30 protein-coding genes are annotated in these 22812 nt (G+C 62.4%); 14 read left to right on the forward strand and 16 right to left on the reverse strand.

Going from position 1 to position 22812, the window contains the following annotated elements:
• Nucleotides 1-78 precede the first annotated feature (78 nt).
• From AC0L24_RS04645 to AC0L24_RS04655, 3 genes are read right to left on the reverse strand one after another with little or no spacing between them, the layout of a single operon-like run.
• Entirely contained in the window at nucleotides 79-711 is a 633-nt protein-coding gene (locus tag AC0L24_RS04645; protein ID WP_127809573.1) for a LysE family translocator, read from the reverse strand.
• Between the two features lie 36 nt (nucleotides 712-747).
• Nucleotides 748-1161 carry a hypothetical protein gene (locus AC0L24_RS04650; protein WP_236382885.1) on the reverse strand — a complete coding sequence of 138 codons (414 nt, stop codon included), beginning with the start codon at nucleotides 1159-1161 and terminating at the stop codon, nucleotides 748-750.
• Nucleotides 1154-1390, reverse strand: coding sequence for a type II toxin-antitoxin system Phd/YefM family antitoxin (locus AC0L24_RS04655; RefSeq protein ID WP_023809741.1), 237 nt, complete (start codon nucleotides 1388-1390; stop codon nucleotides 1154-1156). Before AC0L24_RS04655 ends, AC0L24_RS04650 begins: the two co-directional genes overlap by 8 nt.
• Before the next feature lie 149 nt (nucleotides 1391-1539).
• Between AC0L24_RS04655 and rfaD the strand changes: the two genes are divergently transcribed.
• The 3 genes from rfaD to waaC are packed head-to-tail and all read left to right on the forward strand — an operon-like array spanning nucleotide 1540 to nucleotide 4474.
• Nucleotides 1540-2508, forward strand: a complete 969-nt coding sequence (gene rfaD / locus AC0L24_RS04660; protein ID WP_127809572.1) for an ADP-glyceromanno-heptose 6-epimerase — start codon at nucleotides 1540-1542, stop codon at nucleotides 2506-2508.
• Nucleotides 2481-3488, forward strand: coding sequence for a lipopolysaccharide heptosyltransferase II (gene waaF / locus AC0L24_RS04665; RefSeq protein ID WP_127809571.1), 1008 nt, complete (start codon nucleotides 2481-2483; stop codon nucleotides 3486-3488). Before rfaD ends, waaF begins: the two co-directional genes overlap by 28 nt.
• Nucleotides 3485-4474: a lipopolysaccharide heptosyltransferase I gene (waaC, locus tag AC0L24_RS04670; RefSeq protein WP_127809570.1), complete on the forward strand. Its 990-nt coding sequence runs from the start codon at nucleotides 3485-3487 to the stop codon at nucleotides 4472-4474. The genes waaF and waaC overlap by 4 nt, the downstream gene beginning before the upstream one ends.
• A gap of 242 nt (nucleotides 4475-4716) precedes the next feature.
• On the opposite strand, the gene greA is transcribed toward waaC, so the two are convergent.
• Both greA and AC0L24_RS04680 read right to left on the reverse strand, forming a co-directional pair.
• Nucleotides 4717-5190 (reverse strand): transcription elongation factor GreA, encoded by a 474-nt coding sequence (gene greA / locus AC0L24_RS04675; protein ID WP_013530066.1) that lies wholly within the window; start codon nucleotides 5188-5190, stop codon nucleotides 4717-4719.
• 271 nt (nucleotides 5191-5461) lie between these two features.
• Nucleotides 5462-6001 (reverse strand): tetratricopeptide repeat protein, encoded by a 540-nt coding sequence (locus tag AC0L24_RS04680; RefSeq protein WP_127270421.1) that lies wholly within the window; start codon nucleotides 5999-6001, stop codon nucleotides 5462-5464.
• A 141-nt stretch (nucleotides 6002-6142) separates the two neighbouring features.
• On the opposite strand from AC0L24_RS04680, the gene AC0L24_RS04685 reads away from it, so the two are divergent.
• From AC0L24_RS04685 to AC0L24_RS04695, 3 genes are all read left to right on the forward strand, one after another.
• A complete protein-coding gene (locus AC0L24_RS04685; protein WP_013530064.1) occupies nucleotides 6143-6568 on the forward strand; it encodes a DUF3775 domain-containing protein in 426 nt (141 codons plus the stop codon).
• A gap of 186 nt (nucleotides 6569-6754) precedes the next feature.
• Nucleotides 6755-7813 carry an extensin-like domain-containing protein gene (locus AC0L24_RS04690; RefSeq protein WP_189526171.1) on the forward strand — a complete coding sequence of 353 codons (1059 nt, stop codon included), beginning with the start codon at nucleotides 6755-6757 and terminating at the stop codon, nucleotides 7811-7813.
• Nucleotides 7814-7929: 116 nt separating this feature from the next.
• Complete coding sequence (locus AC0L24_RS04695) at nucleotides 7930-8736, forward strand: extensin-like domain-containing protein (protein WP_127396635.1); 807 nt, start codon at nucleotides 7930-7932, stop codon at nucleotides 8734-8736.
• 12 nt (nucleotides 8737-8748) lie between these two features.
• Here the strand turns inward: AC0L24_RS04695 and AC0L24_RS04700 are convergent, their stop codons facing one another.
• Entirely contained in the window at nucleotides 8749-9462 is a 714-nt protein-coding gene (locus AC0L24_RS04700; protein WP_127809568.1) for a gamma-glutamylcyclotransferase, read from the reverse strand.
• A gap of 109 nt (nucleotides 9463-9571) precedes the next feature.
• Between AC0L24_RS04700 and AC0L24_RS04705 the strand changes: the two genes are divergently transcribed.
• A complete protein-coding gene (locus AC0L24_RS04705) occupies nucleotides 9572-10279 on the forward strand; it encodes an LssY C-terminal domain-containing protein (RefSeq protein WP_127809567.1) in 708 nt (235 codons plus the stop codon).
• A 12-nt stretch (nucleotides 10280-10291) separates the two neighbouring features.
• Here the strand turns inward: AC0L24_RS04705 and AC0L24_RS04710 are convergent, their stop codons facing one another.
• Together AC0L24_RS04710 and AC0L24_RS04715 are read right to left on the reverse strand one after the other, a co-directional pair.
• Nucleotides 10292-10963: a zinc-dependent alcohol dehydrogenase family protein gene (locus AC0L24_RS04710; protein WP_245481683.1), complete on the reverse strand. Its 672-nt coding sequence runs from the start codon at nucleotides 10961-10963 to the stop codon at nucleotides 10292-10294.
• A 9-nt stretch (nucleotides 10964-10972) separates the two neighbouring features.
• Nucleotides 10973-11314 carry an alcohol dehydrogenase catalytic domain-containing protein gene (locus AC0L24_RS04715; protein WP_473563492.1) on the reverse strand — a complete coding sequence of 114 codons (342 nt, stop codon included), beginning with the start codon at nucleotides 11312-11314 and terminating at the stop codon, nucleotides 10973-10975.
• Between the two features lie 127 nt (nucleotides 11315-11441).
• Between AC0L24_RS04715 and AC0L24_RS04720 the strand changes: the two genes are divergently transcribed.
• On the forward strand, nucleotides 11442-12356 hold the full coding sequence (locus tag AC0L24_RS04720; RefSeq protein WP_127809566.1) for a LysR family transcriptional regulator: 915 nt from the start codon (nucleotides 11442-11444) through the stop codon (nucleotides 12354-12356).
• Between the two features lie 75 nt (nucleotides 12357-12431).
• Nucleotides 12432-13742, forward strand: a complete 1311-nt coding sequence (locus AC0L24_RS04725; protein WP_127295019.1) for a hemolysin family protein — start codon at nucleotides 12432-12434, stop codon at nucleotides 13740-13742.
• Nucleotides 13743-13769: 27 nt separating this feature from the next.
• On the opposite strand, the gene AC0L24_RS04730 is transcribed toward AC0L24_RS04725, so the two are convergent.
• The 3 genes from AC0L24_RS04730 to AC0L24_RS04740 are packed head-to-tail and all read right to left on the reverse strand — an operon-like array spanning nucleotide 13770 to nucleotide 15045.
• Nucleotides 13770-14132 (reverse strand): hypothetical protein, encoded by a 363-nt coding sequence (locus tag AC0L24_RS04730; protein ID WP_473563493.1) that lies wholly within the window; start codon nucleotides 14130-14132, stop codon nucleotides 13770-13772.
• Between the two features lie 30 nt (nucleotides 14133-14162).
• A complete protein-coding gene (locus AC0L24_RS04735; protein ID WP_473563494.1) occupies nucleotides 14163-14687 on the reverse strand; it encodes an imine reductase family protein in 525 nt (174 codons plus the stop codon).
• 43 nt (nucleotides 14688-14730) lie between these two features.
• Nucleotides 14731-15045, reverse strand: a complete 315-nt coding sequence (locus AC0L24_RS04740; protein ID WP_473563496.1) for an NAD(P)-binding domain-containing protein — start codon at nucleotides 15043-15045, stop codon at nucleotides 14731-14733.
• 129 nt (nucleotides 15046-15174) lie between these two features.
• Between AC0L24_RS04740 and AC0L24_RS04745 the strand changes: the two genes are divergently transcribed.
• The gene (locus tag AC0L24_RS04745; protein WP_127270482.1) at nucleotides 15175-15528 is read left to right on the forward strand and encodes a winged helix-turn-helix transcriptional regulator; all 354 of its coding nucleotides are present in this window, start codon (nucleotides 15175-15177) and stop codon (nucleotides 15526-15528) included.
• Nucleotides 15529-15610: 82 nt separating this feature from the next.
• Here the strand turns inward: AC0L24_RS04745 and AC0L24_RS04750 are convergent, their stop codons facing one another.
• Nucleotides 15611-15865, reverse strand: coding sequence for a DUF1127 domain-containing protein (locus tag AC0L24_RS04750; protein WP_127398419.1), 255 nt, complete (start codon nucleotides 15863-15865; stop codon nucleotides 15611-15613).
• Between the two features lie 230 nt (nucleotides 15866-16095).
• Between AC0L24_RS04750 and AC0L24_RS04755 the strand changes: the two genes are divergently transcribed.
• Nucleotides 16096-17604, forward strand: a complete 1509-nt coding sequence (locus tag AC0L24_RS04755) for a winged helix-turn-helix domain-containing tetratricopeptide repeat protein (RefSeq protein WP_127809563.1) — start codon at nucleotides 16096-16098, stop codon at nucleotides 17602-17604.
• 50 nt (nucleotides 17605-17654) lie between these two features.
• Here the strand turns inward: AC0L24_RS04755 and AC0L24_RS04760 are convergent, their stop codons facing one another.
• Complete coding sequence (locus AC0L24_RS04760; protein ID WP_245481681.1) at nucleotides 17655-18194, reverse strand: CGNR zinc finger domain-containing protein; 540 nt, start codon at nucleotides 18192-18194, stop codon at nucleotides 17655-17657.
• Nucleotides 18195-18368: 174 nt separating this feature from the next.
• Between AC0L24_RS04760 and AC0L24_RS04765 the strand changes: the two genes are divergently transcribed.
• Nucleotides 18369-19277 (forward strand): alpha/beta fold hydrolase, encoded by a 909-nt coding sequence (locus tag AC0L24_RS04765; RefSeq protein ID WP_127396669.1) that lies wholly within the window; start codon nucleotides 18369-18371, stop codon nucleotides 19275-19277.
• A gap of 10 nt (nucleotides 19278-19287) precedes the next feature.
• On the opposite strand, the gene AC0L24_RS04770 is transcribed toward AC0L24_RS04765, so the two are convergent.
• Complete coding sequence (locus AC0L24_RS04770; protein WP_473563497.1) at nucleotides 19288-20214, reverse strand: DMT family transporter; 927 nt, start codon at nucleotides 20212-20214, stop codon at nucleotides 19288-19290.
• Between the two features lie 372 nt (nucleotides 20215-20586).
• On the opposite strand from AC0L24_RS04770, the gene AC0L24_RS04775 reads away from it, so the two are divergent.
• Nucleotides 20587-21309 (forward strand): MBL fold metallo-hydrolase, encoded by a 723-nt coding sequence (locus AC0L24_RS04775; RefSeq protein ID WP_473563629.1) that lies wholly within the window; start codon nucleotides 20587-20589, stop codon nucleotides 21307-21309.
• A gap of 60 nt (nucleotides 21310-21369) precedes the next feature.
• Here AC0L24_RS04775 and AC0L24_RS04780 read toward each other — a convergent pair whose 3' ends face one another.
• Nucleotides 21370-21975, reverse strand: coding sequence for an NADPH-dependent FMN reductase (locus tag AC0L24_RS04780; protein ID WP_127809560.1), 606 nt, complete (start codon nucleotides 21973-21975; stop codon nucleotides 21370-21372).
• A gap of 89 nt (nucleotides 21976-22064) precedes the next feature.
• Here AC0L24_RS04780 and AC0L24_RS04785 point away from each other — a divergent pair, with 89 nt between their 5' ends.
• Nucleotides 22065-22433: a winged helix-turn-helix transcriptional regulator gene (locus AC0L24_RS04785; RefSeq protein ID WP_164781857.1), complete on the forward strand. Its 369-nt coding sequence runs from the start codon at nucleotides 22065-22067 to the stop codon at nucleotides 22431-22433.
• A 150-nt stretch (nucleotides 22434-22583) separates the two neighbouring features.
• On the opposite strand, the gene AC0L24_RS04790 is transcribed toward AC0L24_RS04785, so the two are convergent.
• Nucleotides 22584-22787 carry a hypothetical protein gene (locus AC0L24_RS04790; protein WP_127271958.1) on the reverse strand — a complete coding sequence of 68 codons (204 nt, stop codon included), beginning with the start codon at nucleotides 22785-22787 and terminating at the stop codon, nucleotides 22584-22586.
• Between the last annotated feature and the right edge of the window lie 25 nt (nucleotides 22788-22812).

The following is a 22812-nucleotide window of genomic DNA, read 5'->3' on the forward strand; positions in this document are numbered from 1 at the left end:
ATCGTTCATGGCGAAAGCCGATATACCGCAAATTCACGCAGCGCAACGGCAGGGCATGATCCCGGCAGGCTCGGGCGGTCAGCTCTTCTGCAGGGCGACATGGACGCCCAGCCCGACCAGCACAGCCCCTCCCGCCCGTTGCATCAGCCGCTGTGCGCGGCTCGAACGCCGCAAACGGCCGATCACGGCGCCCGCCAGGAACACACAGACGATATCGGCCGAAGAGAACATCAGATTGACGATCGTGCCGAGCACGACGAACTGCAGCCAGACCGGAAACGCCGCCGAGGCGTCGATGAATTGCGGCAGGAACGCCATGAAGAAGATCGCTGTCTTCGGATTGAGCACCTCGACGGTGATGCTCTCGAAAAAGGCGCGCCGCGCCGATTTACGCTCGATCGCAGGCAGCGCCGCATCGCCGTCCGCACGCTTGCGAAACAGTGCGACGCCAAGCCAGATCAGATAGAGCGCGCCGACCAGCTTGACCGCCAGGTAGAGCGTCGGCACGGCATGAAACAGCACCGACAGCCCGGCAGCCGCTGCGAAAACATGCACGTAGCCGCCCAGATGGATGCCAAGTGCCGCCGTCAGGCCGGACCAGCGGCCGCGCGCCATCGTCTGCGCGGCGGCATAGAGCATGGCCGGGCCTGGAATGTAGGCGAAAATCGCCGTGGTGGCGAAAAACGCGATGAGCAGTTCGGTCGATGGCATTTTTGGTCCCTCACGATCGTGCTCTGTTCTATCGATTCAGTCCGCGCGCGGGATGGCTTTGGACTGACCCGTGCGGACAACCGCAGTAAAAGCGAACATAATTTTCTTGTGAAATGACGGGCTGAACGCGCCGATTCGCGCACCCGGCTCGAAATAGGCCGACGCTTCCAGGATATCATGATTGTACTCATCGACCATGACCCAAAGGGGCATAGGGTCGAGGCCCGCACGGTGGCGTTCAATTTCCGGGATGCTAACGGCAACGCGATCACGGCCCGGCTGCGTGGAAGTGATTGCAAGGATGAAGAGGTTCGTACCGCCGGCTTTCCCAGGAAGGACAGCCACAAAGGCCACAGGCCGTGACTTCCGGCCTTCGGTCTCGCCGTCTCCGTGTTGGCGATGCCAAAGATATGGATATCGCCAGACGTCCGCAGCGGCGGGTTTAATCACGGTCCAATTCCGCGGCGTACTCCTCGAGCATCTCGACATGTTCGGTCGGGGCATCCTCCGCAGCGTAGACGCGGCGGCTGTCGTTGCCGAAGCGCGCTTCGTAGGCCTCGATGCTCATCAGGACGTATCTCGGCTTGTTGTGGCGAGTGATGGAGACCGGCTGCTGGCTGGCAGCTGCAAGCACATCTCCAAGATTCTGTTTCAGATCGGTCGATGGATAGTTTTTCATGGGATACCCTGTTTTGTCCATAATAGACAAAACAGACAAAACAGACAAGCGCATAAAAGTGGCAGGACAGGCGCATGCACCTGGCTTTGTCGACAGCCCGCCTAGCCTCCCCTATAAGGACCGGAATCGCAAGCAACCAGAGGCCCTTCATGATCATCGTCACGGGCGGCGCCGGCATGATCGGCTCCAACATCGTCGCCGCGCTGAATGCCGAAGGGCATGACGACATCCTCGTCGTCGACGACCTTACCGACGGTCACAAGATCGCCAATCTTGCCGATCTCAAGATCGCCGACTATCTCGACAAGAACGATTTCCTGGACCGCATGGAGGCCGGCTCGCTCGGCCGCATCGAGGCGGTGTTCCACCAGGGCGCCTGCTCGACCACCACCGAATGGAACGGCAAATTCATGATGGAGGTGAATTACGCCTTCTCGAAACGGCTGCTGCATGCAAGCCAGGCGTTGCGCGTGCCTTTCCTTTATGCCTCCTCGGCTTCCGTCTATGGCGGCGGCTCGGAGTTTCGCGAGGATCCCGCGCTCGAGCGGCCGCTCAACGTATACGCCTATTCCAAGAAGCTGTTCGACGACTACGTCAGGCGAACCGTGTTCGCCGGGCGCACCGCCTTCGATACCGACCATTCACCGGTCGTGGGCTTGCGCTACTTCAACGTCTATGGCCCGCGCGAGGCGCACAAGGGCGCCATGGCCTCCGTCGCCTTCCATCTGTTCAACCAGGTCGAGCGAGGCGAGAACCCGAAACTGTTCGGCGCCTATGACGGGTTCGGACCCGGCGAACAAAGCCGTGACTTCATCCATGTCGGCGATGTCGCTGACGTCAATCTGTGGCTGTGGAAACGGGGCTCAAGCGGCATCTTCAATTGCGGCACCGGCCGTGCCCAGCCCTTCCGCGCCATAGCCGAAACGGTGATAGACACGTTGGGGAAAGGAGAGATTGAATTCATCCCCTTTCCCGACCATCTCAAGGGCAGCTACCAGAGCTTTACGCAAGCTGATATGTCCCGTTTGCACGCGGCCGGTTATAACGGCCAATTCCGGACAGTGGAAACCGGTGTCAGAGACTATGTCGAATGGCTGAAAGCCCAACGATCCTCGTGATCGGCCCACGCTGGGTGGGCGACATGGTGATGGCGCAGTGCCTGTTTTCGGCGCTGAAGGAGTTGCATCCCAACGCCGCTGTCGATGTGCTGGCGCCGGCCTGGGCCGCGCCGCTGGTCAAGCGCATGCCCGAAATCCGCCAGCAGATCGACTTTCCGCTCAAACCCGGCGCGCTCGAATTCACCCATCGCCGCCGCTTCGGCCGGCTGCTGCGCGGCCGCTACGACATGGCCTATATCCTGCCGGGCAGCTGGAAGTCGGCGCTGATCCCGTTCTTTGCCCGTATTCCGCGCCGTGTCGGCAATTTACGCGAGATGCGTTACGGCCTGTTGACCGACATTGTGCCGCTGCCCGATGACGTGAAACGACGCACAGCGCAGGCCTATTTCGGTCTCGCCCAGGGCGGCACTTTCCGGGCGCCACGGCTTAGCGTGGACACGAAAAACCAGGTCGACCTGCTCGGCCGTTTCGGCCTGGCGCCGCAGAAATTCGTGGCCCTGATGCCCGGTGCGGAATTCGGCCCGGCCAAGCGCTGGCCCAGCGAAAGCTATGCCGGACTTGCCCGCGATTTCATGGGCAAAGGCTTGAAGGTCGCTCTGTTCGGCTCGAAGAACGACCGCGGCGTGACGGCGGAGATCGCGGCCCTGGCCCCCGGCCTCGTCGATCTCGCCGGACAGACGCGGCTGGAGGACGCCATCGACCTGATATCAGCCGCGAGGCTGGCCGTGTCCAACGACAGCGGGCTGATGCATGTCGCGGCCGCCGTCGGCACGCCGATCGTCGCCGTCTACGGCTCGACCTCGCCTGAGAACACGCCGCCGCTGGGCGAACGCCGCGAGTTGGTCTGGCTTGGCCTGTCGTGCTCGCCCTGCCACCAGAAGGTCTGCCCGCTCGGCCACCTCAACTGCCTGAAGACGCTTGAAGTCGGCCAGGTCGCAGCAGCGGCGGACCGGCTGCTGGACATCCCGGCCGCGGCATGAAGGTGCTGATCGTCAAGACGTCGTCGATGGGCGATGTCATCCACACCTTTCCGGCCGTCGAGGATGCTCGTCGCAACCGCCCGGACCTGTCCTTCGACTGGTGCGTCGAAGAGGCATTTGCCGGTATCGCCACGCTTCACCCGGCGATCGATCGGATCCACACGGTGGCGATCCGGCGCTGGCGCAAGGCGCTGCTCGATAGCGGCACCTGGCGCGAGGCGGCCGCCCTGCGCCGCACCTTGCGCCATTGCCGTTACGACCTCGTCATCGATGCGCAAGGCCTCCTGAAATCGGCTCTGGTGGCAAGGCAGGCCGGCGCCCCCATTGCCGGCTTCGACCGTTCGAGCGCGCGCGAACCTTCTGCGACGCTGTTCTACGATGCCACTTATCCCGTGCCGCGCGACCTGCACGCCATCGAACGGATACGGCGGCTGTTCGGGCTGGCGCTCGGCTATCAGCCCGATCTTTCGACCCTGGACTCCGGCATCGTGCCGCCCGTCGGCACTCTGGCGGGCATCGCCGGAAAAACCGCCTTCCTGCTGCACGGCACCAGCCGCGAAGACAAGAAATGGCCGGCCGAAGACTGGATTGAAACCGCGCGCCTCCTGATTGAGCGGGGGATAACGCCGGTCACGACCTGGTCGAACGAGCGCGAGAAGGCCGTGGCCGAAGCCATTGCCAAGGCAGTGCCATCGACAGTTGTGGTGCCAAAGTCACCGCTGGCCGACATCGCTGCGTTCATCGGCCGCTCGGAACTGGTCATCGGCGCCGACACCGGGCTGACCCATCTCGCCAGCGCCTTCGGCCTGCCAACGGTTGCGGTGTTCCTGGCGACCGAGCCCGGGTTGACGGGTCCGCGCGGGCAATATGCGTCGACGCTTTTGGCAGTGCCCGGGAAGCGTGTGATGCCGGCGGAGGTGGTGGCGGAGGCAGAGAGGCTGGCGGGACTCCAGGTCCTTGGCAAGGCCAACGCTGGCAAGAATTGACGTCAATCGGAAAGGCTGGCGCTGCCCCTCATCCGCCTGCCGGCACCTTCTCCCCGTATAACGACGGGGAGAAGAGAGCTGAACGCAAGGCCAGCGTCTATTCTGCTACGTTGAAAATCGGCGAAATCGTCGATGAGAGCATCTTTCTCCCCGTCACTATACGAGGAGAAATGCCCGGCAGGGCGATGAGGGGCGGCGCAAACCTCAGCTTAAAAATCGCAGCCGCGCCCCCCTCAAATCCCCTAGATGAACTGCACCTGGACGATCTCATATCCCCTGGCACCGCCGGGCGCATTGACTTCGATGGCGTCGCCGACTTCCTTGCCGATGAGCGCACGCGCGATCGGCGAGGAGATCGAGATGCGGCCGGACTTCACGTCCGCCTCCTGGTCGCCGACGATCCGGTAAGTCTTCTTTTCCTCGGTGTCCTCGTCGACCAGCACCACGGTGGCGCCGAACTTGATCTTGTCGCCGCTGAGCTTGCTGACGTCGATCACTTCAGCCCGCGCGATATAATCTTCAAGCTCGTTGACGCGGCCCTCGTTGAGGCTCTGCGCCTCTTTGGCGGCATGATATTCTGCATTTTCGGACAGGTCGCCATGCGAGCGCGCTTCGGAGATCGCCTCGATGATGCGCGGCCGCTCTTCCTGCTGGCGCCAGCGCAGTTCTTCCTTCAATGACGCGAACCCCTCGCCTGTCATCGGGACCTTGTTCATGATGCCTGACCTTTCCTGCTGCCACCCCCGCGTTTCGGGGAAAGCCTTGTCGATGGGTACAAAAAGAAAACGGGTCCGGCAGCCTCGGGCTAACGGAACCGTTTCACCGCAATTTCCCTGAATATAGCAATGTCAGCGGGTTTTTCACGCCCAAAAATCGGTTTTGCTAAAATCATCCCCGTTTTCATCAGCCAAGGCGGTGAATGAGGCTGGGGGCAACAAAAAGCGGCCGCGATCGCTCGCGGCCGCTTGGTAAAGCCCTGGGATCTTTTCAGCTTCTCATGAAATGGTCGATCTGCTCGGCCAGCATGCCATATTCGCGCGAACCCTTGCCGGTCCGCTTCTCGATTTCCATCAGCTGTTGCCGGGCCCCGGCCAGATCACCGATCTGCAGATGCGCCTCGCCGAGATATTCGCGCACCAGCGTGTAGTTCGGATCGATGCGCAGCGCCTCCTCGTAATAGCCGAGGCCGACGGTGACGCGGCCGGAATGGCGGTGCGAATAGCCGAGATAGTTGAGGATGCGCGGATCCTGCTTGTTGGCGGCAAGGCTGAGCACGGCGATCGCCTCGTCATAGCGCCCGGCCATCGCCAACGCGTGGCCGGCATCATAGATGCTGTCGTCGTCGAGCATGCCCTCCTGGGGTGCGACGCACTTTTTCTTCTTCTTGTCCCAGACTTCGCCCTTCTTGCATTGGGTGACCGTCTGATCGCTGCCGCCACTGTCACCGCCGGCGGCGAACACTGGAACGGCAAGGAACTGCAGCGCGACAAGGGCAGTCGCCACCTGGATCAGCACTCTTTTATGCATCGAAGCCTCCTGGAGGGTGAGAATGCAACACTAACGCCGGTCGGCTTGCGTTTCATCCCGGAAAATTGCGTGCGGAGAACATCAGGTGACGGATGCCGCAAATCCGCTATCATCCGGCAAACGACCTGAGGGAGACGGCCCTTGCAGCGGCGGCTTGAAAAGGACTGGGAGCTTTCGATCGGCCCCGACACTGTGCGCCTGTTCATCCTCAAGGCCAAGGCGCTGAGTGCGGCCGTCAATGAAGACTATGCCGATGGCGCCGAGCATGAGGTCGAGCTCGACGGCGAGTCCCATGTCAACCATCACCATGACGGCCTTGCCGAGGAAAGCTCCGAGAATCTGACCGAGGAAGAGCTGCGCGAACTGATCAACGACCTCAATGTCGATGAAGCAGCCGAACTGATCGCGCTGGCCTGGGTCGGTCGCGGCGACTACGACGCCACCGAATGGGCGGACGCGCTGGCGGCCGCGCGCGAACGCGCCAACAAGCGCACCGCAAAATACCTGCTTGGCATGCCGCTGCTCGCCGACTGGCTGGAGGAAGGGCTGGAAGCGATCGGTGCGTAACGGAGCGGTTACCGTTCGTGATGCGGCCGAGGCAACCACCTTGCGTCGGCGCCGTTGACGGCGATGGGGTCGCTTATCTTTTCCCGAACGTTCAGGATCTTGTTCGTCATGGCCGTCACGGCCTTGCTGATGATGCCGGCCGAGGCGAGACATCGCCATCGGCATCACGAGCCGTTGACGCCGAGGATAGAGCAGCCGTTGACTCCACGAGCCGAACAGCGCCTCAAACAGCGAGGCGGAAAGCACCTGAAACCACGAAGACACCGGTCGGTGACGCCGAAGCAGACACAGCAGAAAACGCAGTTGCGGCTGCCCTTGCCTGCCGATGTTCCGGTGCCTGGACCCAATATTCCGGTGCCCGAGCCACGCCCGACGGACACTCCAAAGGCCGACGCAGCAAAGACCGGGGAGCAGAAGAAAGGTCCGAACACCGCCGGCGCGCCCGACCGTAACCCTGAAGAAAAATCCCGCCAGGAAAAGCAGGCACTTCCCGAACCGCCGGTTCCCGAACCCTCAACCGATACGAAAAGCGAGCCGGAACCGCCGGCGGTCGCGCCAACGCCGACGCCAAAACCGGACATCGCGGAGCCCGAGGCTCAGCCGCCCACCGTTGCCCCGCAACCGCCGCAAAAGCCGGCGGACGCGGACGAGAAGAAGATGCTGCCCGATCCGCGCTCGGCCGATCTCCCCGATGAGAAAATGCCAGCCGAGGAAGTCGCCTGCCGCGAACGGCTGAAGACGCTCGGCGTCGAATTCGAAGAACACAAGGCGGAAAGCCAGCCCGAAATCGGCTGTTCGATCCCCTATCCCATCGTGCTGAAGGACCTTGGAAAGTCCGTCGCCATCGGCCCCGGAACCGAGCTCAATTGCAAAATGGCCGAGGCAACGGCGCGTTTTGCCGCCGATGTCATCCAGCCGGCGGCGAAAGCCGAATTCGGTGAGGACCTGAAATCGATCGGCCAGGCATCGGCCTTTGTCTGCCGGCCACGCAACGGCACCCGAGAACTGTCGGAACACGCCTTTGGCAACGCGCTCGACATCGCCAGCTTCACGCTGTCGGACGGCAAGAAGATCGAGGTCGGCCCGGCGCCGCCGGAGAAGGACGCCAAATTCCTCAACGCCGTGCGCAAGGCGGCCTGTGGACCCTTCAAGACGGTGCTCGGTCCAGGCGCCGATCCTGATCACTCCCTGCATTTCCATCTCGATCTCGAACCGCGCCGGCATGGCGGCACGTTCTGCCAGTGAGCATGGCTGATCCAGGCCGCGTGCCGCAATTCGGCCGCAGGCATGAACGCGGGCGCTGAGTTTTCCTTTACCCTTGATCGTTAAAATGCCGGATATCCATCAACGGGATTCCGCCAATGGCCGGCAAATTTCGGGCCTTGTTTTTCGCCACCGCGCGCCAGACAAAATATGCAGCAATGCTGACCGCCGGCCTGGCGCTGGCGGCGCTTTCCGCCTGCAACACCGGTAGTGTGCTGTCGCTGCAGCCAGCCGTCGACGTCGGCGCGCAGACGGCTGCCGTGCCGCAATATGCCGGCATGCAGAAGCTTGTCCCTTCCAATCCATACATGACGCAGGCCGCCTATCCGCGCATGGACGAGCCGATGTCGCCCGTCGAGCAGATGCCGGCCAGCGAAACCGACTGCCGGCAGCAATTGAAGCGTCTCGATGTCGCCTACACCGACCTGGCGCCGATCCATGAAGGCCAGTGCGGCATCGATTATCCGGTCAAGGTTTCGGCCATCGGCAACATCCAGATGAAACCCGCGGCAACCCTGACCTGCGACATGGCCGCCACCTTTGCCGGCTGGACGAAGAACGAGCTCGTCCCCTCCGCCCGCTGGCGCTATTTCTCCGACGTCAAGACCATCCACCAGGGCTCCAGCTATTCCTGCCGCAGGATTGCCGGCGAAGGTGTCCTGTCCGAGCATGGCAAGGGAAATGCGCTCGACGTCATGAGCATCGAACTCAACAATGGCGACGACATTGACGTGCGTAAGCCCGGCCTGTTCGCTTTCCGCACCCGCGGCTTCCTCAACAATGTGCGCGCCGACGGCTGCCAGTACTTCACCACCGTGCTCGGCCCCGGCTACAATTACGACCACCGCAACCATTTCCATTTCGACATCAAGAACCGCAAAAACGGTTATCGCGCCTGCCGTTAGGAAGAGATCAGCCTAATCGGCGCCACCGGTTGAAGCGGCGATCTGCCGTGCAACCAAGTCCTGGATGCGCCAGAGATTCCGGTCGCGGATGCCGCTCTCTTCAAGCTTGCTCACGGTCCTGAACAAATACTGCGCCGAAGAGCCCCAATGACCGGCAGCCCGCGCCAGAGTGTCGGCAACCTGCTCCAACGGCAACCGGCCGGCATAGGCGCTGCCGTCCGGCGCGGCGACGAAAGCCAAGGCACGCAGCGGCCCGTCCCTGGTCTTGACCTTGATCCAGCATGGCACGTTGGTTGGCGGGTTGGCATCGATCTCGCGGCGCATCAACTGGCCGAGTTGCCCGAAATGATCTTCCGCGGGCAGCCGATAGACGATGCCGTTGCAGCTGCCGCCTCGATCGAGCGCCAGCATCAGGGCCGGCAAATCGCGGGTTCCGCGCCAGCGGGTCAGTTTCAGGCAAAACGAGCGGTGCCATCCCGGCGCCGTGGCCGGGCGCTGCTCGACATGGGCGAATTCGGGGTTCCAGATCAACGACCCGTAGGCAAAGACCCAAAGCGTCTCGGGACGATGCTGCGATAGCAGCTTGTCGACCAGGCCATCGAACTCCGCATCGGTGTGCTCGCTGGTTCCGGGCTCTGGCCCGGGATCAGGCTCGACACGCTCAACTTGCGCGACAAGCTCGGCGGTCAACGCCATTGGCTTGCGGCCTGCCAGCTTCCGCTCCATTGCTGCCCCCGCGAGGAAACGATGCCCACGATAGACCGGCGGCGCGCTGCTGGCCATTGATTTCCAGGGTCCGTCAGGCAACAGATACCGCACGGATCGGGCGGCGTTCATGAGCCAGCGAAGTTTTCGGCGACGCGTTGCAATCTGGGTGGCGACCTTGCTGGCCGCCTATCTGGCGCTCGCCTATTTCGCCGCACCGGAATTCTGGACGTTCCGCGATCGCGGCTTTCGCAAGCACAGCTTCGAGATGGTGACGCACACGCCACAAGGCATTCCGGGCGATCCCATCAATGTCGGTCTTGTCGGTACGCGAAAGGAAGTAGTGCACGCCTTCGCCGTCGCCGGCTGGGACACCGCCGACGCCGTGACCCTGAAGACCGCGATCGAGATTGGTGAAAGCGTGCTGTTCGACCACCCCTACCCCGATGCGCCGGTCAGCAGGCTGCTGTTCGATGGCCGCGCCCAGGATCTCGCCTTCGAGAAGCCGGAGGGCCTCAGCGCCGACCGCCGGCATCATGTCCGCTTCTGGCAGACCGATGCAAGCGGCGACGATGGCCGGCCGCTGTGGCTGGGCTCGGCCAGCTTCGATCGCAGCGTCGGCCTCAGCCACGACACCGGCGCCGTCACCCACCATATCGGCCCCGACATCGACGCCGAGCGCGATTTCCTGATGCGCGACCTGGCCACCGCCGGCACGCTGATCTCGACCAGCGATATATCGGGCGTCGGCGCCACCAGTACGGGACGCAATGGCGGCGGCGATCCCTATTTCACGGATGGCGAGGCAATTGTCGGCGTGTTGAAGCAGTTGCCCTGACCATCGCAAAAGTCAGTTCGTGGTGATCACGATCTTGCCGAACGGCCCTTTCTCCAGATGCTGCAAGGCTTGCGGCACCTCGTCGAAGCCAAAGAGCTTGTCGATGACCGGCTTGATCGCCAGCGCCTCGATCGCCTGATTCATACGTTCGAAGGCGCGGCGATGGCCAACCGACAGGCCCTGCACGGTGATGCGGTTGCGCATGAAGGGCATGATAGGGAAGCTGAGCTCCATCGCGCCCAACAGGCCGATGATCGACAGCCGACCGTCGGCGGCAAGCGCATTCAGCGATCGCCGTGCATTATCGCCGCCGACCATTTCCAGCACGTGGTTGACGCCCAGCCCATTCGTCAGCTCACGCACGGCCTCATCCCAGGCCGGTTGCGTGCGGTAGTTGATCCCTTGCCAGGCGCCGAGCTTTCTCGCCCGCTCAAGCTTTTCATCGCTGCTTGAGGTGACGATGGCGCGCAGGCCGAACGCGGTGGCGAACTGCAGCGCAAACAGCGACACGCCGCCGGTGCCCTGGATCAGAATGGTCTGGCCCGGCACCGGTCTGGTCGCTTCCGCCATGGCGAACCAGGCTGTCAGCGCCGCGATCGGCAATGTCGCGGCCTCGATGTCGCCGAGCGATGGCGGCGCCAGCACCGCGGCGTCCTCGCCGAAGATGACATGGTCGGAAAGCATTCCCGACAGCTACGAGCCCAGCGTGTGCTTATGCAGCACCGGCGGTGCGTCGCCATCCGGCCAATCGGCGATCACCTGGCCGAGCACGCGCTGGCCGACCTGAAAGCGGCTGACCGCACTGCCGACGGCCACCACTTCACCCACCGCGTCGGATGTCGGCACGAAGGGAAAGGCAAGGTCGGGGATCAGCACGCCGTCTACGATCATCTTATCCTTGTAGTTGAGCGACACGGCCTTGGTCCGCACCAGCAAATCGTGCGGCCCTGGCCCGGGCACCTTGCCTTCCACCTGGCTTAGCCTCGACAGGCCAAAACCGCTCATCTGCCAGGATCTGTTGATTGGGGTGCTCATGTCGTGTCGCGCTCCGTGCGTTGATGCCAGGCGAGACATTTATGCCTTTCGACTATAGAAAATAGTGCTTCGGTGTGGTATAATTTGACACTGATTGCGGATCAAAAGTCGACAATAGGAAATCGCCATGGAAACGGCCGACCTGCAAGGCATCGTCGCGTTTGTACAGGCGGTGGAGGCCGGCAGCTTCACCAGCGCCGGCGAGCGGCTGCATGTGACGAAGTCGGCGATCGGCAAATCGATCGCGCAGCTGGAGCAGAGACTCGGCGTTCGCTTGCTGAACCGCACCACCCGCAGCCTCAGCCCGACCAGCGAAGGCGTCAGCTATTATGAAGCCTGCGTCCGGGCCCTTGCCGAGATCGAAGCCGCACAGTCGCTGCTTGCCTCGCGCCGTCAGGTCCCGTCTGGCCGGCTTCGGATCGACGTGCCGCTGGCCTTCGGCCGACGCTGCGTCGCCCCCGTGCTGTTCGAGATTTCGAGGAAATTTCCGGACCTGACGGTGGAAGTCTCCTTCAATGACCGCCGCGTCGACCTGATCGAGGAGGGCATCGACCTGGCGATCCGCATGGGCGAACTCGACGACAGCCTGTCGCTTGCGGCCAGGCGCCTCTACGCCCAGCGCTCGGCCATATGCGCGGCTCCCGACTATCTCGACAGGCATGGCCGGCCGCAATCGGTCGAGGATCTCGCCGATCACAGCGTCATTGGCTACGGTCGCGAGGGCATCGTCCGGCCCTGGGTGATCAGGCATTCCGACGGCCATCTCGCAACCTTCATGCCCAAGGCGCGACTCGTTCTCGGCCATGGCGACCCGATGCTGGATGCAGCGCTCGCCGGCTGCGGCATCGCCTTCCTGCCGACATGGCTGGCCGCCGACAGCCTCAAAAGCGGCGATCTCGAAATGGTGCTGTCGGACTGCCTGGTCGAGAACATCGTCGTGCATGCCGTCTGGCCGGTAACGCGCGCGCTCACGCCAAAGGTACGGGTTGTCGTCGACGCCCTCGTCGAACATTTTTCGACGCCGCCCTGGGATGCCGCGTGACCGAAATGCCGGTCATTTCTCAAAAATCACGTCGGACTATTTTCGAAGACCGCGCCGCAATGCTATTGACCGCTCATGTTATACGTAGAAATCGCTATCGTGGTCGTCCTCATCTGTGTGAACGGCCTTCTGTCGATGTCCGAACTTGCCATCGTCTCGTCGCGACCGGCCCGCCTGAAAGCGATGATCGACCGCGGCATCAATGGCGCCGGCCGCGCGCTCGAGTTGGGTTCCAATCCCGGCAAGTTCCTGTCCTCGGTGCAGATCGGCATCACCCTGGTCGGCGTCCTCTCCGGCGCCTTTTCCGGCGCCACGCTCGGCGAACGGCTGGCGCAGTTCCTGGCCTCGACCGGCATCCGCGAGACCGTCGCCGATCCGCTCGGCGTCGGCATCGTCGTCGCCATCATCACCTATTTCTCGCTGATCGTCGGCGAACTGGTGCCAAAGCAGATCGCGTTGCGTGACCCCGAGCGGGTCGCCGCCAGGGTCGCTCCGGCAATGACCATCCTCGCCACCGTCTCGGCGCCGCTGGTCTTCCTGCTCGATTTCTCCGGCCGCACCATCCTGTGGCTGCTCGGCCAGCGCGGCGAAAGCGAGGAGAAGGTCACCGATGAGGAGATCAAGATGCTGGTCGCCGAGGCCGAGCATCACGGCACCATCGAATCCGACGAGCGGCGCATGATCGCCGGCGTCATGCGGCTTGGCGACCGCGCCGTGCGCGCGGTGATGACGCCGCGCACCGAAGTCGACTGGATCAATCTGCAATCCGACGAGGCGGCCATCCGCAAGCTGCTCATGGAAACCCAGCATTCGCGCCTGCCGGCAGGCGACGGCGGCGTCGACGTCATGGTCGGCGTCGTCCAGACGCGTGACGTGCTGGCCGCGTTGCTTGCCGGCCGCGTTCTCGACCCGCGCAGGCATGTGCGCGCAGCCCCCATCGTCTACGACCAGGCCGACGCGCTGGATGTGCTGCAGAAGCTGAAAGAATCCGACGTGCCGATGGCGCTGGTGCATGACGAATACGGCCATTTCGAAGGCATCGTCACCCCGGCCGACATTCTGGAAGCCATCACCGGCGTGTTCCGCGCCGACACCGACGCCGGCGATGAGGAAAACGCGGTCAAGCGCGAGGACGGCTCGTGGCTGCTCGCCGGCTACATGCAGGCCGACGAGATGGCCGACATTCTCGGCATCGACCTGCCGGAAAACCGCGATTACGAAACCGTCGCCGGTTATGTGCTGTCGCACATGCATCATCTGCCGGCGACCGGCGAATGCGTCGACGCGCAGGGCTGGCGCTTCGAGGTGGTCGATCTCGACGGCCGCCGCATCGACAAGCTGATCGCCACCCGCCTGCCCGGCGCCCACCGCGAGGCGGTGCGCTGACATGTTCGAATGTCAGCTTTTGACCGGTTAGCTGACGCCGCCCTCTGCCAGAGATCGAGCTGGTTTCAACAAACCGAAGAAGCCAATGATGCGCGTTATCCGTTTCTGCTCCTCATCCAGAAAAGCGATGTCCAGGCCCTCGGGCAAAGACGAACCGTCAGGCATCACAAACTTCCACGCGAAGCGCGCAACGCCGTGATGAACATCCACGTTGCTGGTCCGCAGAATGCATGCACCCGGATACTTGCTCTGAATTCCTGCAATGTGGGCTAGAAGTTCTTCGGCACCAACGGCGTGAACGGTTGGATCGGTATACGTCGCGCCATCGCTCAAGATCGATAACAGCGACGCCCGCCGCTTCTCGGCGTTTCGGTGGACCACGATGCACAATACTTATCGATGAGATGCGTCAAAGGCATGCTACTTCCCTGTCGCCAGAAATTGCGAGAGCGCGGCGAAATCATCGTGCAGGTGGCCCGCCGCTATGGCCCGTTTGAATATCGCATCATAACCATCGACTATTGAACGGTCGATTTCGCGGAACTGCATCAACTCCAATAGATGCTGCATTGCGCCGTGGTGCGCCGAGATCGACGAGAGCGTTTCGTTATCGCTGGCAAATCGGCCAGCGCTCGTCCGCTTGATGAGGTCGGTCACCAGGCCGTCAATGACCGGCGCCGTCGCGGACCACTGCCGCGCCAGTTCACCGAGTTCGATCTCTTCGGCCTGCGACACGGCGATCGCATGGAGCGTCCCGAACAGAGCGCCCCACATGATAGCCAGTAGTGCGCTATCGAGCCCGTTCGCACGCCCTGGTTCTTCGCCAACATGCTGAACATTGCCACCCAAAGCGCGAAACACATCGCGGTTCGTGTCGAAAGCCGCCCTTGGCCCGGCAAGCAGGATGGTTCCGGCGTCCGTGCCGATATAATCCGGCGTCGCCATGATCGCGCCATCAAGGTAGCTTGCGCCGTGCTCCCTATACCAATCAGCGGCTTCCCGTGCGCCATTTGGCGTCCCGGAAGTCAACTCCACGATCAGCTTGCCGCGAATGGCTGGCGATGGCGTCACTGTGGAGAAGCGCTTTTGTCACCTCATAGTCGCTGACATTCACAATGATGATCTCGCCTGCGTTCACGGCTTCCTCCACGGAGGAGGCGACGATTGCGCCCAGCCTGGCGAGTGGATCGGTCTTCTGTCTGGTTCTGTTCCAGACAGTCGTCGGATATCCCGACTGAAGCAGGCTGCCGGCGAGCGCCGAGCCCATACGGCCCGTTCCAATAACCGTGATTGAAAGCTTCATTCCACACTCCATATCAATTGGCGGCGTCAGACCGCGTTTTGCTGTGATCGTCTTGAGAGGTATGTCAAAACGAGCGGCGCGCGATACGCACCCGGGCGTAAGTGGTCACCAGAAGGTAAGGAACGCGCGATGAACAATTCCGCGGACAATGGCTTTGCAGCGGCCGTCAGGATGGTCGAAGGAAAGTGGAAAGTAGATATCCTTTGCGAGCTCGGAACGGCGTCGCGCAGATTTGGTCGATTGAAGCAGGCGCTCTCTGGCATCAGTGAAAAGATGCTGGCGCAACAATTGCGAGAACTGGAGGCGGACGGCCTTGTCGACCGCAAGGTCTTTTCCGTGGTTCCAGCGAAGGTAGTCTATTCGCTGACAGAACGCGGCGCGGCGCTCAACGCAGCAGCAGGTTCACTATGTCTGTGGGCCGAGCAATTCGGCCTGCCCGGCTGCACTCAGATTACCAATGGCGTACATATGGATGCCCTCTGATGCATATCGCCCAAAGCGACCTCGGTTTGGGCGCCCATCGCGAGGCGGTGCGCTGACGCCCGACGCAATTGCGGCATTCGCTCTATCGTTCCCAGAAGGGCTTGGCGATCTCTCCCTCGACCTGCTGTATCGTCAGGCCGATATCGTCGATCAGATGCGGATTGTCCTTCGACATCTGCCTGAGTTGCCAGCGAAAGCGTATCCGTTCGCGCCAGATCCGATCGTGCCAACTCGCTATGATGCTTCGCAGGGTCTTCAGGAGCCGGCGCGATGCCGGCCGCACGGGCGTTCCCGCTCGCGCTGCACAACGCTGGGCTGATGCAAGTGTATTGGTCATGGCAACCTCCATATGGTTTGAGGGCCTGGGGCTCTCGATGAGGTTGAATTCTGCGCGATACGGACGGCGCCGTAATTAAGCCCTCCCAAATAGTTCTCAAAACTTCCAAACGAGCTAGAGCAGTTCACCGGCTCACGGAACCGGCAAACTACTCTAACCCTTTGTTTTGACGCAATTCCGAACAGAAAACCGCTTCACACTTTTCCTGGAATTGCTCTATAGATGCGCCTATGCAGGGATCGCGTTTTGCCTTTGGTCCGTTCGTGCTTGATCCGGGTGCGGGAACGCTGCTTCGGAACGACGTCCCCGTTGCCGTTGGCTATCGCGGGCTGAGCCTGCTTGCAGCACTCGTCGGGCGGCCCGGTGAAATCTTGGGGAAGGCCGAGTTGATGGACGCTGCATGGCCGGGCACGGCCGTGGAGGAAGGCAACCTCACCGTCCAGATCGCGCAGTTGCGCAAGCTGCTTGGTCCTGTCGGCGAGAACGGCGAATGGATATCCACCGTTCCGCGCGTCGGCTACCGTTTCACGGGGGCCGTCGAACAGCTCGGCGAGGCCAAGCGAAAACCCTTGCCGCTGCCCGACAAACCATCGATAGCCGTGCTGCCCTTCGTCAATTTCAGCAACGATCCCGAGCAGGATTCCTTCGTGGACGGGTTGACCGAAGACCTCATCACCGACCTGTCCAGGATCTCCGGCCTGTTCGTCATTGCCCGCAACTCGACCTTTGCCTATAAGGGAAAAGCGATGGACGTGCGCGAGATCGCCGGGGATCTTGGCGTGCGCTACCTGCTGGAAGGCAGCGCACGACGCGCCGCGGGGCGCGTGCGCATCAACGCACAGCTGGTCGACGCGGTGAGCGGCGATCATCTGTGGGCGGAACGCTTCGATCGCGGCCTGGAGGATATCTTTGCCGTTCAGGACGAGGTGACGGCCAAGATCGTGGAAGCGCTGCTTGGCCGGCTGCGCGCGCCGCCGCCGCGCAATCGGCCGCGAAATCTGGAGGCCTATGACCTCTGCGTGCGGGCGCGCAAGCTGATCGACGACTCGCCGCAGATGGCGCAGGAAGCGCATCTGATGCTGACGCGCGCGGTGTCGCTCGATCCTGATTACGCCGAGCCCTATCGCTGGCTTGCCATGAACCACTGGATGGGACAGGTGCATTGGGGCGGACCAACCGAGGCTGCCCGCAGCGTTGCCCTGGAGCTGGCGCGCAAGGCCGTGGCGATCGATCCCAACGATGCCGGCTGTCGCTGGATCCTGGCTTATCTGCTTGCCTATGAGCGCAGTTTCACTGAAGCGGATGCGGAATTCGCCAAGGCGATCGAGCTCGACCCGAACGAGGCCGACACCTGGGCGGCATTGTCCGACATCGCCGTCCTGTCCGGCCGGGTCGAAGAGGGCCTCGAGCACATCAGCAAGGCGTTCCGGCTGAACCCGTTTCCAGCGAGCTGGTACTATCTGACGCTCGGCCAGGCGCAATATGCGGCGCGCGACTACCAAGCCGCTATCGAGACGTTGCGCCGTGACGAGACCTATCGCACAAGCTCACGCCGTTTCCTGGCCGCAAGCCTGGCCCAACTCGGCCGGCTCGACGAGGCGCGCGCGGAGGCCGAGCTGTTTCTCGTCGGCAACCCGCATTTCACAACCCATCACTGGGCGACGACCGAGCCATTCCGCGACGCCGCTACGCTCGAGCATTTCGTCGATGGTTTTCGCAAGGCCGGTCTTCCGGAGTGACGCGCCGGTATTCGGCCTGCCCGCAGCAAAACGACGTGGCTAACCCGGGTCTAGGCATGGGCATGATCTCGGTGGCGCGAGACCTTCTCGCGGTTGCCGCAGGTGCGCATGCTGCACCAGCGCCGCTTGCCGCCTCGCGACGTATCGAGGAAAAGCCAGCCACAGCGAGGGCAGGAATGCAGCCTGTCGCGCGGCAGGGTGAAGAACGCTTCAATGGACAGCATGGCCAGCAAGGCGGTGACGGCGTCCGGGTCCCGCCACCGGGCAAGGGCAAGCTTCGGCCTGGTGCCATCCAGTTCGATAGAGCCGGCGGCAAGCGAGCTTGCCGTGCGCGAGAACAACAAACCGAGCGGTTCGACCGCAGACGGTTTGCCCGCGGCGATTGGCTCGAAAACCTGAAATGACGCCTCCCGCATTTCGCGGACACCTTCCACGAACCGCCCGTCCGCTATCTCGGCAACGGCCTGCGCCTGGCGATCGTCGGCAAGCCCTGAGGCGCTGAACCAGTTCGCAACATCCCGGACGGATTTGAAGAGTTCATTGTCTGCTGCCGGCACCCGCCGGTCGAACACGGCGTTCGACAGGTCCAAGGCGGGATGCCCGCCTATGAAGTGATCCGGCACCCATTCGGTGTATGCATCGCCCATGGAACATAACCTCATCAACCGCATTATACGGTTACATGATGTAACCACTATCACAGGGATATGTGGTGTCAAACCCATAGCGCCGCCAGGTCGGCGCGGACCACTGGGAGAGAGAGGATGTGCAGCAATCGTTACAAGACCTACCACGAAACCATCAATGTCGACGGCCTCGACATCTTCTACCGTCATGCCGGCGACCCCGGCAGACCGGCAATCCTGCTGCTGCACGGATATCCGACTTCGTCGCACGTCTATCGCAATGTCATCGAACCGCTGGCGGAAACAGCCTATGTGGTGGCGCCGGACCTGCCCGGTTTCGGCTTTTCGTCCGCCCCTTCCATCGATGCCTATGACTACACGTTCGAGAACCTGGCCAACACGATCGAAGCCTTCGTCGAGGCCCTCGGCATGCAGCGATTCTTCCTCTACATCACCGACTTCGGCACGCCTGTCGGCTACCATCTCGCCACACGGCAGCCGGATCGCATCCTCGGCCTGATCGCGCAGGACAGCAATGCTCATGACGAGGGGCTGGGACCGGAATGGGACGCGCCGAAGGCATTCTTCGCCGAACCGACTGAAGAAAACCGCGCCAAACTGCCGGACTGGATGAATTTCGAGGGGACCCGAAATCAATATATCGGCGGTCTCCCCGAGCGTCTGAAGGTGTTGTTTCCGCCCGAGGGTTGGTATCTCGATACGGAGCGCCTGGCGAGGCCCGGCAACACCGACATTCAGTTCGAACTCTTCACCGATTATGGCTCGCACATCGCGCGCTTCCCGGCCATCCAAGCCTATCTCCGCGACCAACAGCCAGCATGCCTCGTGCTGTGGGGACGGCACGACGCCTTCTTCGCGCTGGACGAGATCATGGCCTACAGCCGCGACCTCGACGCAGTCGAAATCCATGTCTTTGAGAGCGGACACATGCTTCTCGAAACGCATCATCGCCAATGCGCGGCTCTCATCGCTCACTTCATGCACGAGGTGGAGACTGGGGTCTTTCGCGATCCTGCAGGACGCTGAACGTCGGCGCTCAAACCGCCATTTCGATGGGCTCGGCAAGCCTGGGACTGGCCCGCGCGGCGATCAGGCAGCCGGCGACGATCAGGCATGCTCCGGTCAAGGTGGTCCAGGTCGCCTCCTCGCCGAAGAAGAACCAGCCGAGCGCGACCGCCCAGATGAAGGCCGAGTATTCCGTCGGGATCAGATATTGCGCTTCGGCGCGGGCGTAGGACCAACTCATCAGGAACTGCCCGGCAAGCGACAGCACCGTCACCCCGGCCAAAGGAAGCCAAAGATTACTCGGCAGGGCGACGGCGAGCCAGGGTGCCGCGAGGCCGAGCAGGATGGCAACGCAAAGGTTCTGGAACAGCATGATCTCGATCGGCTTGGCCAACTGCGCCTGTTGCCGGGCGAGGATGAGATTGTAGCCGTAGAACACCGTCGATACGAGCACCGCCGCCGTGCCGAGCATGGCATCTTGCGAATAGTCTGACTGCCCGAACTGGCCGGCCATGATGATGGCGACGCCGGCAATGCCGGCCAGCGATGCCCAGACAGCCTGGCGCCGAATCCGTTCGCCCAGCAGTAGCGCGGCGAGAAACAGGGCAAACAAGGGCGCCACGAAACTGAGCCCGATCGCCTCCGCGAGCGGCAGCCTGGCCAAGCCCCAGAAGAAGGATATCAGGACGACGCCGACAACCGCGGCACGCAGCGCATGCAGCCTCAGCACCGGAACGGTTGGCTTTAAGCGCGGTCCCGCCAGCCAGGCCGCGCCCGCGACCACGGTCGCGACCATGCTGCGCCACAGCAAGGTGTTGTAGACGCCGACCGCGATGACCAGGATCTTCATCGCTGCATCCATCCCGGACAGCAGGAAGATCGCCAGCGCGCATACGAGCACCGGGATCATCGGGGAAACGGCGCCGGTCAGGCTGGATGTCTTCACGGCTTCACTCATGTGACGGATTGCAGCCGGATATATCAGGGCAAAGGGCGCGACCAGATGGCAGTCCCGTCGATGTAGCAGTCCAACCCCGATTGGCGTCGTGTTCGCGGCTTTCGCGACATCCGGATATCAGCACCATACCGACGAGTTGGACGAGGCAGACCGCCTCGCCGACTGCATCATCCGGTCACGGCAGGCGACGCACGCACACATGGCATAGATCGAATTGACGGGGCGGGTTGCCGACGCGGCTGGCCCGTCGCATGTTGTCGATTGTTTACAGACGGATCGGAAAAAATGCGCCGCATAGCTTCAGGCGACCTTTATCAGACCTACGATCTTGGTGACTTGCGCATCACCTCCTTGCGCGATGGCTATGTCGACATGCCGATCGGACGGCTTCGGCAACGCGGCGACAAGCCATTTGGCGATGAATTGCCGCAACAAGTCGCGTTGGTTGCTGGTCAACTCAGGCTTTCCGTCAATGCCTTCGCGATTGACGATGGAAACGGGATCATCCTGATCGACACCGGCGCCTCGAACGCCTGGCATCCCACCATGGGCCGACTTCCCGAGGCGCTGGACGAAGCCGGCATCGATGCCGGACGAGTCCGTACCGTCTGCTTCACCCACACGCATCTCGACCACATCCATGGTCTTGTGCTTGCCGACGGCCGCGACGCTTTCCCGCGCCTGGCGCGCTTGCTCGTTCCCGGGGAAGAACTCGGCTTTTTTCGCGCCGAAGCGCGGCTCGAACGATTTCACGGCATGGCAGAAGCCTTCGAAGCCGGAGACCGTATCGGGACACATGTCGACATTGTCGACGCTCATGGCCATGAAGCGGGACATAGCTGCTTTTGCGTTTCGAGCGGCGGCGAACGCGTTCTGATTTGGGGTGACACCGTTCACGTCCCATCGCTTCAGTTCGATCGACCTGAGGTGACGTGGGAATTCGACGCCGATCAGGACCAGGCGCGCGAAAGCCGGTTGCGGTTGCTGGCGCTTGCAGCCAACGAACATTGTTTCGTTGCCGGCGCGCATCTGGATTCGCCCGGCATCGGCCGCGTCGTCCGATCCGGCGCCAGCTTTCAATTCGAGCCGCTATAATCGAAAAAGGGCGACGCAAGCGCCGCCCTGGATCCTTGGGAGGATAATTCGAATTGGCGGTCAGGCCGCCTTGACTTCGTCGGCAACGGCGTCGGCTTGACGCGCTGCCTTGAGCACCTTGGCCCACCACGCAACATCGTTGACCAGCGCGGTGGCGGCCTGGTTCAGATGCTCGAGGTCTTCCAGCTTCTTCTCGCCCTGGCGGACGGCGAGGAAATCGCCCCAGGCGATATGGACGGCCGACTTGACCGGCGCCATCTGCAATTCGACGGCATACAGTCTAAGCTGTTCGACGGCACGCGAGCCGCCGACGCTGCCATAACCGACGAAGCCGGCCGACTTCTTGTTCCATTCATTGGCGGCGTAGTCGATGGCGTTCTTCAGCACGGCCGTCGGGCCATGATTGTATTCGGCGGCGGTGAAGATGAAGCCGTCGAATTCGGCGACCTTCTTCTGCCAGCGCTGTGCCACTTCGTTCTGCGACGGCGCCCAGGCGGAGGATGCGACCTCGTCGAAGAACGGCAGCGGGAAGTCGCGCAGGTCGACGACCTCGACATCGATGTCGGCATGCGACTTGGCGATCTTGGCGATCCACTGGGTTGGCACATCGGCGAAACGAGCGGCGCGCGTCGATCCGACGACGATGGCAATTTTGGGTTTGGACATAAGGGCTCTCCTTGCACGAAGTACTGGTATCATTTGGATACCTGCGCTATATGAGATACTGGAAACGCGATGCACAAGAAGGCACTTTTTTGTTACCGAGGCACCCACACCGCTCCGAAGACTGCCGCGCCATCTCGGAAATCCTGCAGCGCGTCGGCGACAAATGGACCGTTCTGGTCGTCGGCAAGCTGGGCGACGGACCGCTGCGTTTCAACGAATTGCGCGCTGCCGTCGGCGGCATCTCGCAGAAGATGCTGACCACCACCTTGCGCGGGCTGGAGCGTGACGGCTTCGTCACCCGCACCGTGTTTCCAACCATTCCACCGCGCGTCGATTATGAGCTGACCGAGCTCGGCCACGAGCTGCTGATCCCCGTCAGCGCACTGAGCGAATGGGCGCGCGCGAACACCATGCGCGTCAAGGCTGCGCGCGAAAAATTCGACGGCACGCACGCCTGAAACCCTTGCACCGCAAGGGATCCAGCCCGGCACGCAACATCCGGCTTGTCTGATCGGAAATTCTATCTCGGCTGTGCGGATCGTTGCCCGGATGCACGCGCCGTGTCGGCTGGCGGATTGCCGCTCATTCCGTCTCCTGACGGCTGCCGCTCAGGCTCCTGATGCGCGGACATCGCATCGCGCGGCGCCACAGCTATCACACCGTGCGCCCTGCTTGCCGGGAGCCTGTTCCCCATGCGTGCAGGCACTGCGCGAGATATCTTCCTTCACCTCCGCGTAGGCGGTCACGCCGAGCAGGCAGGTCGTCGCGACCAGGGCTGCCACGAGCCAACCGTTCAGCAGATGTTGACGCATTGTCTCTCCTCCGATTGCAGCAGGA

Source organism: Mesorhizobium sp. WSM4809 (genome assembly GCF_055811655.1).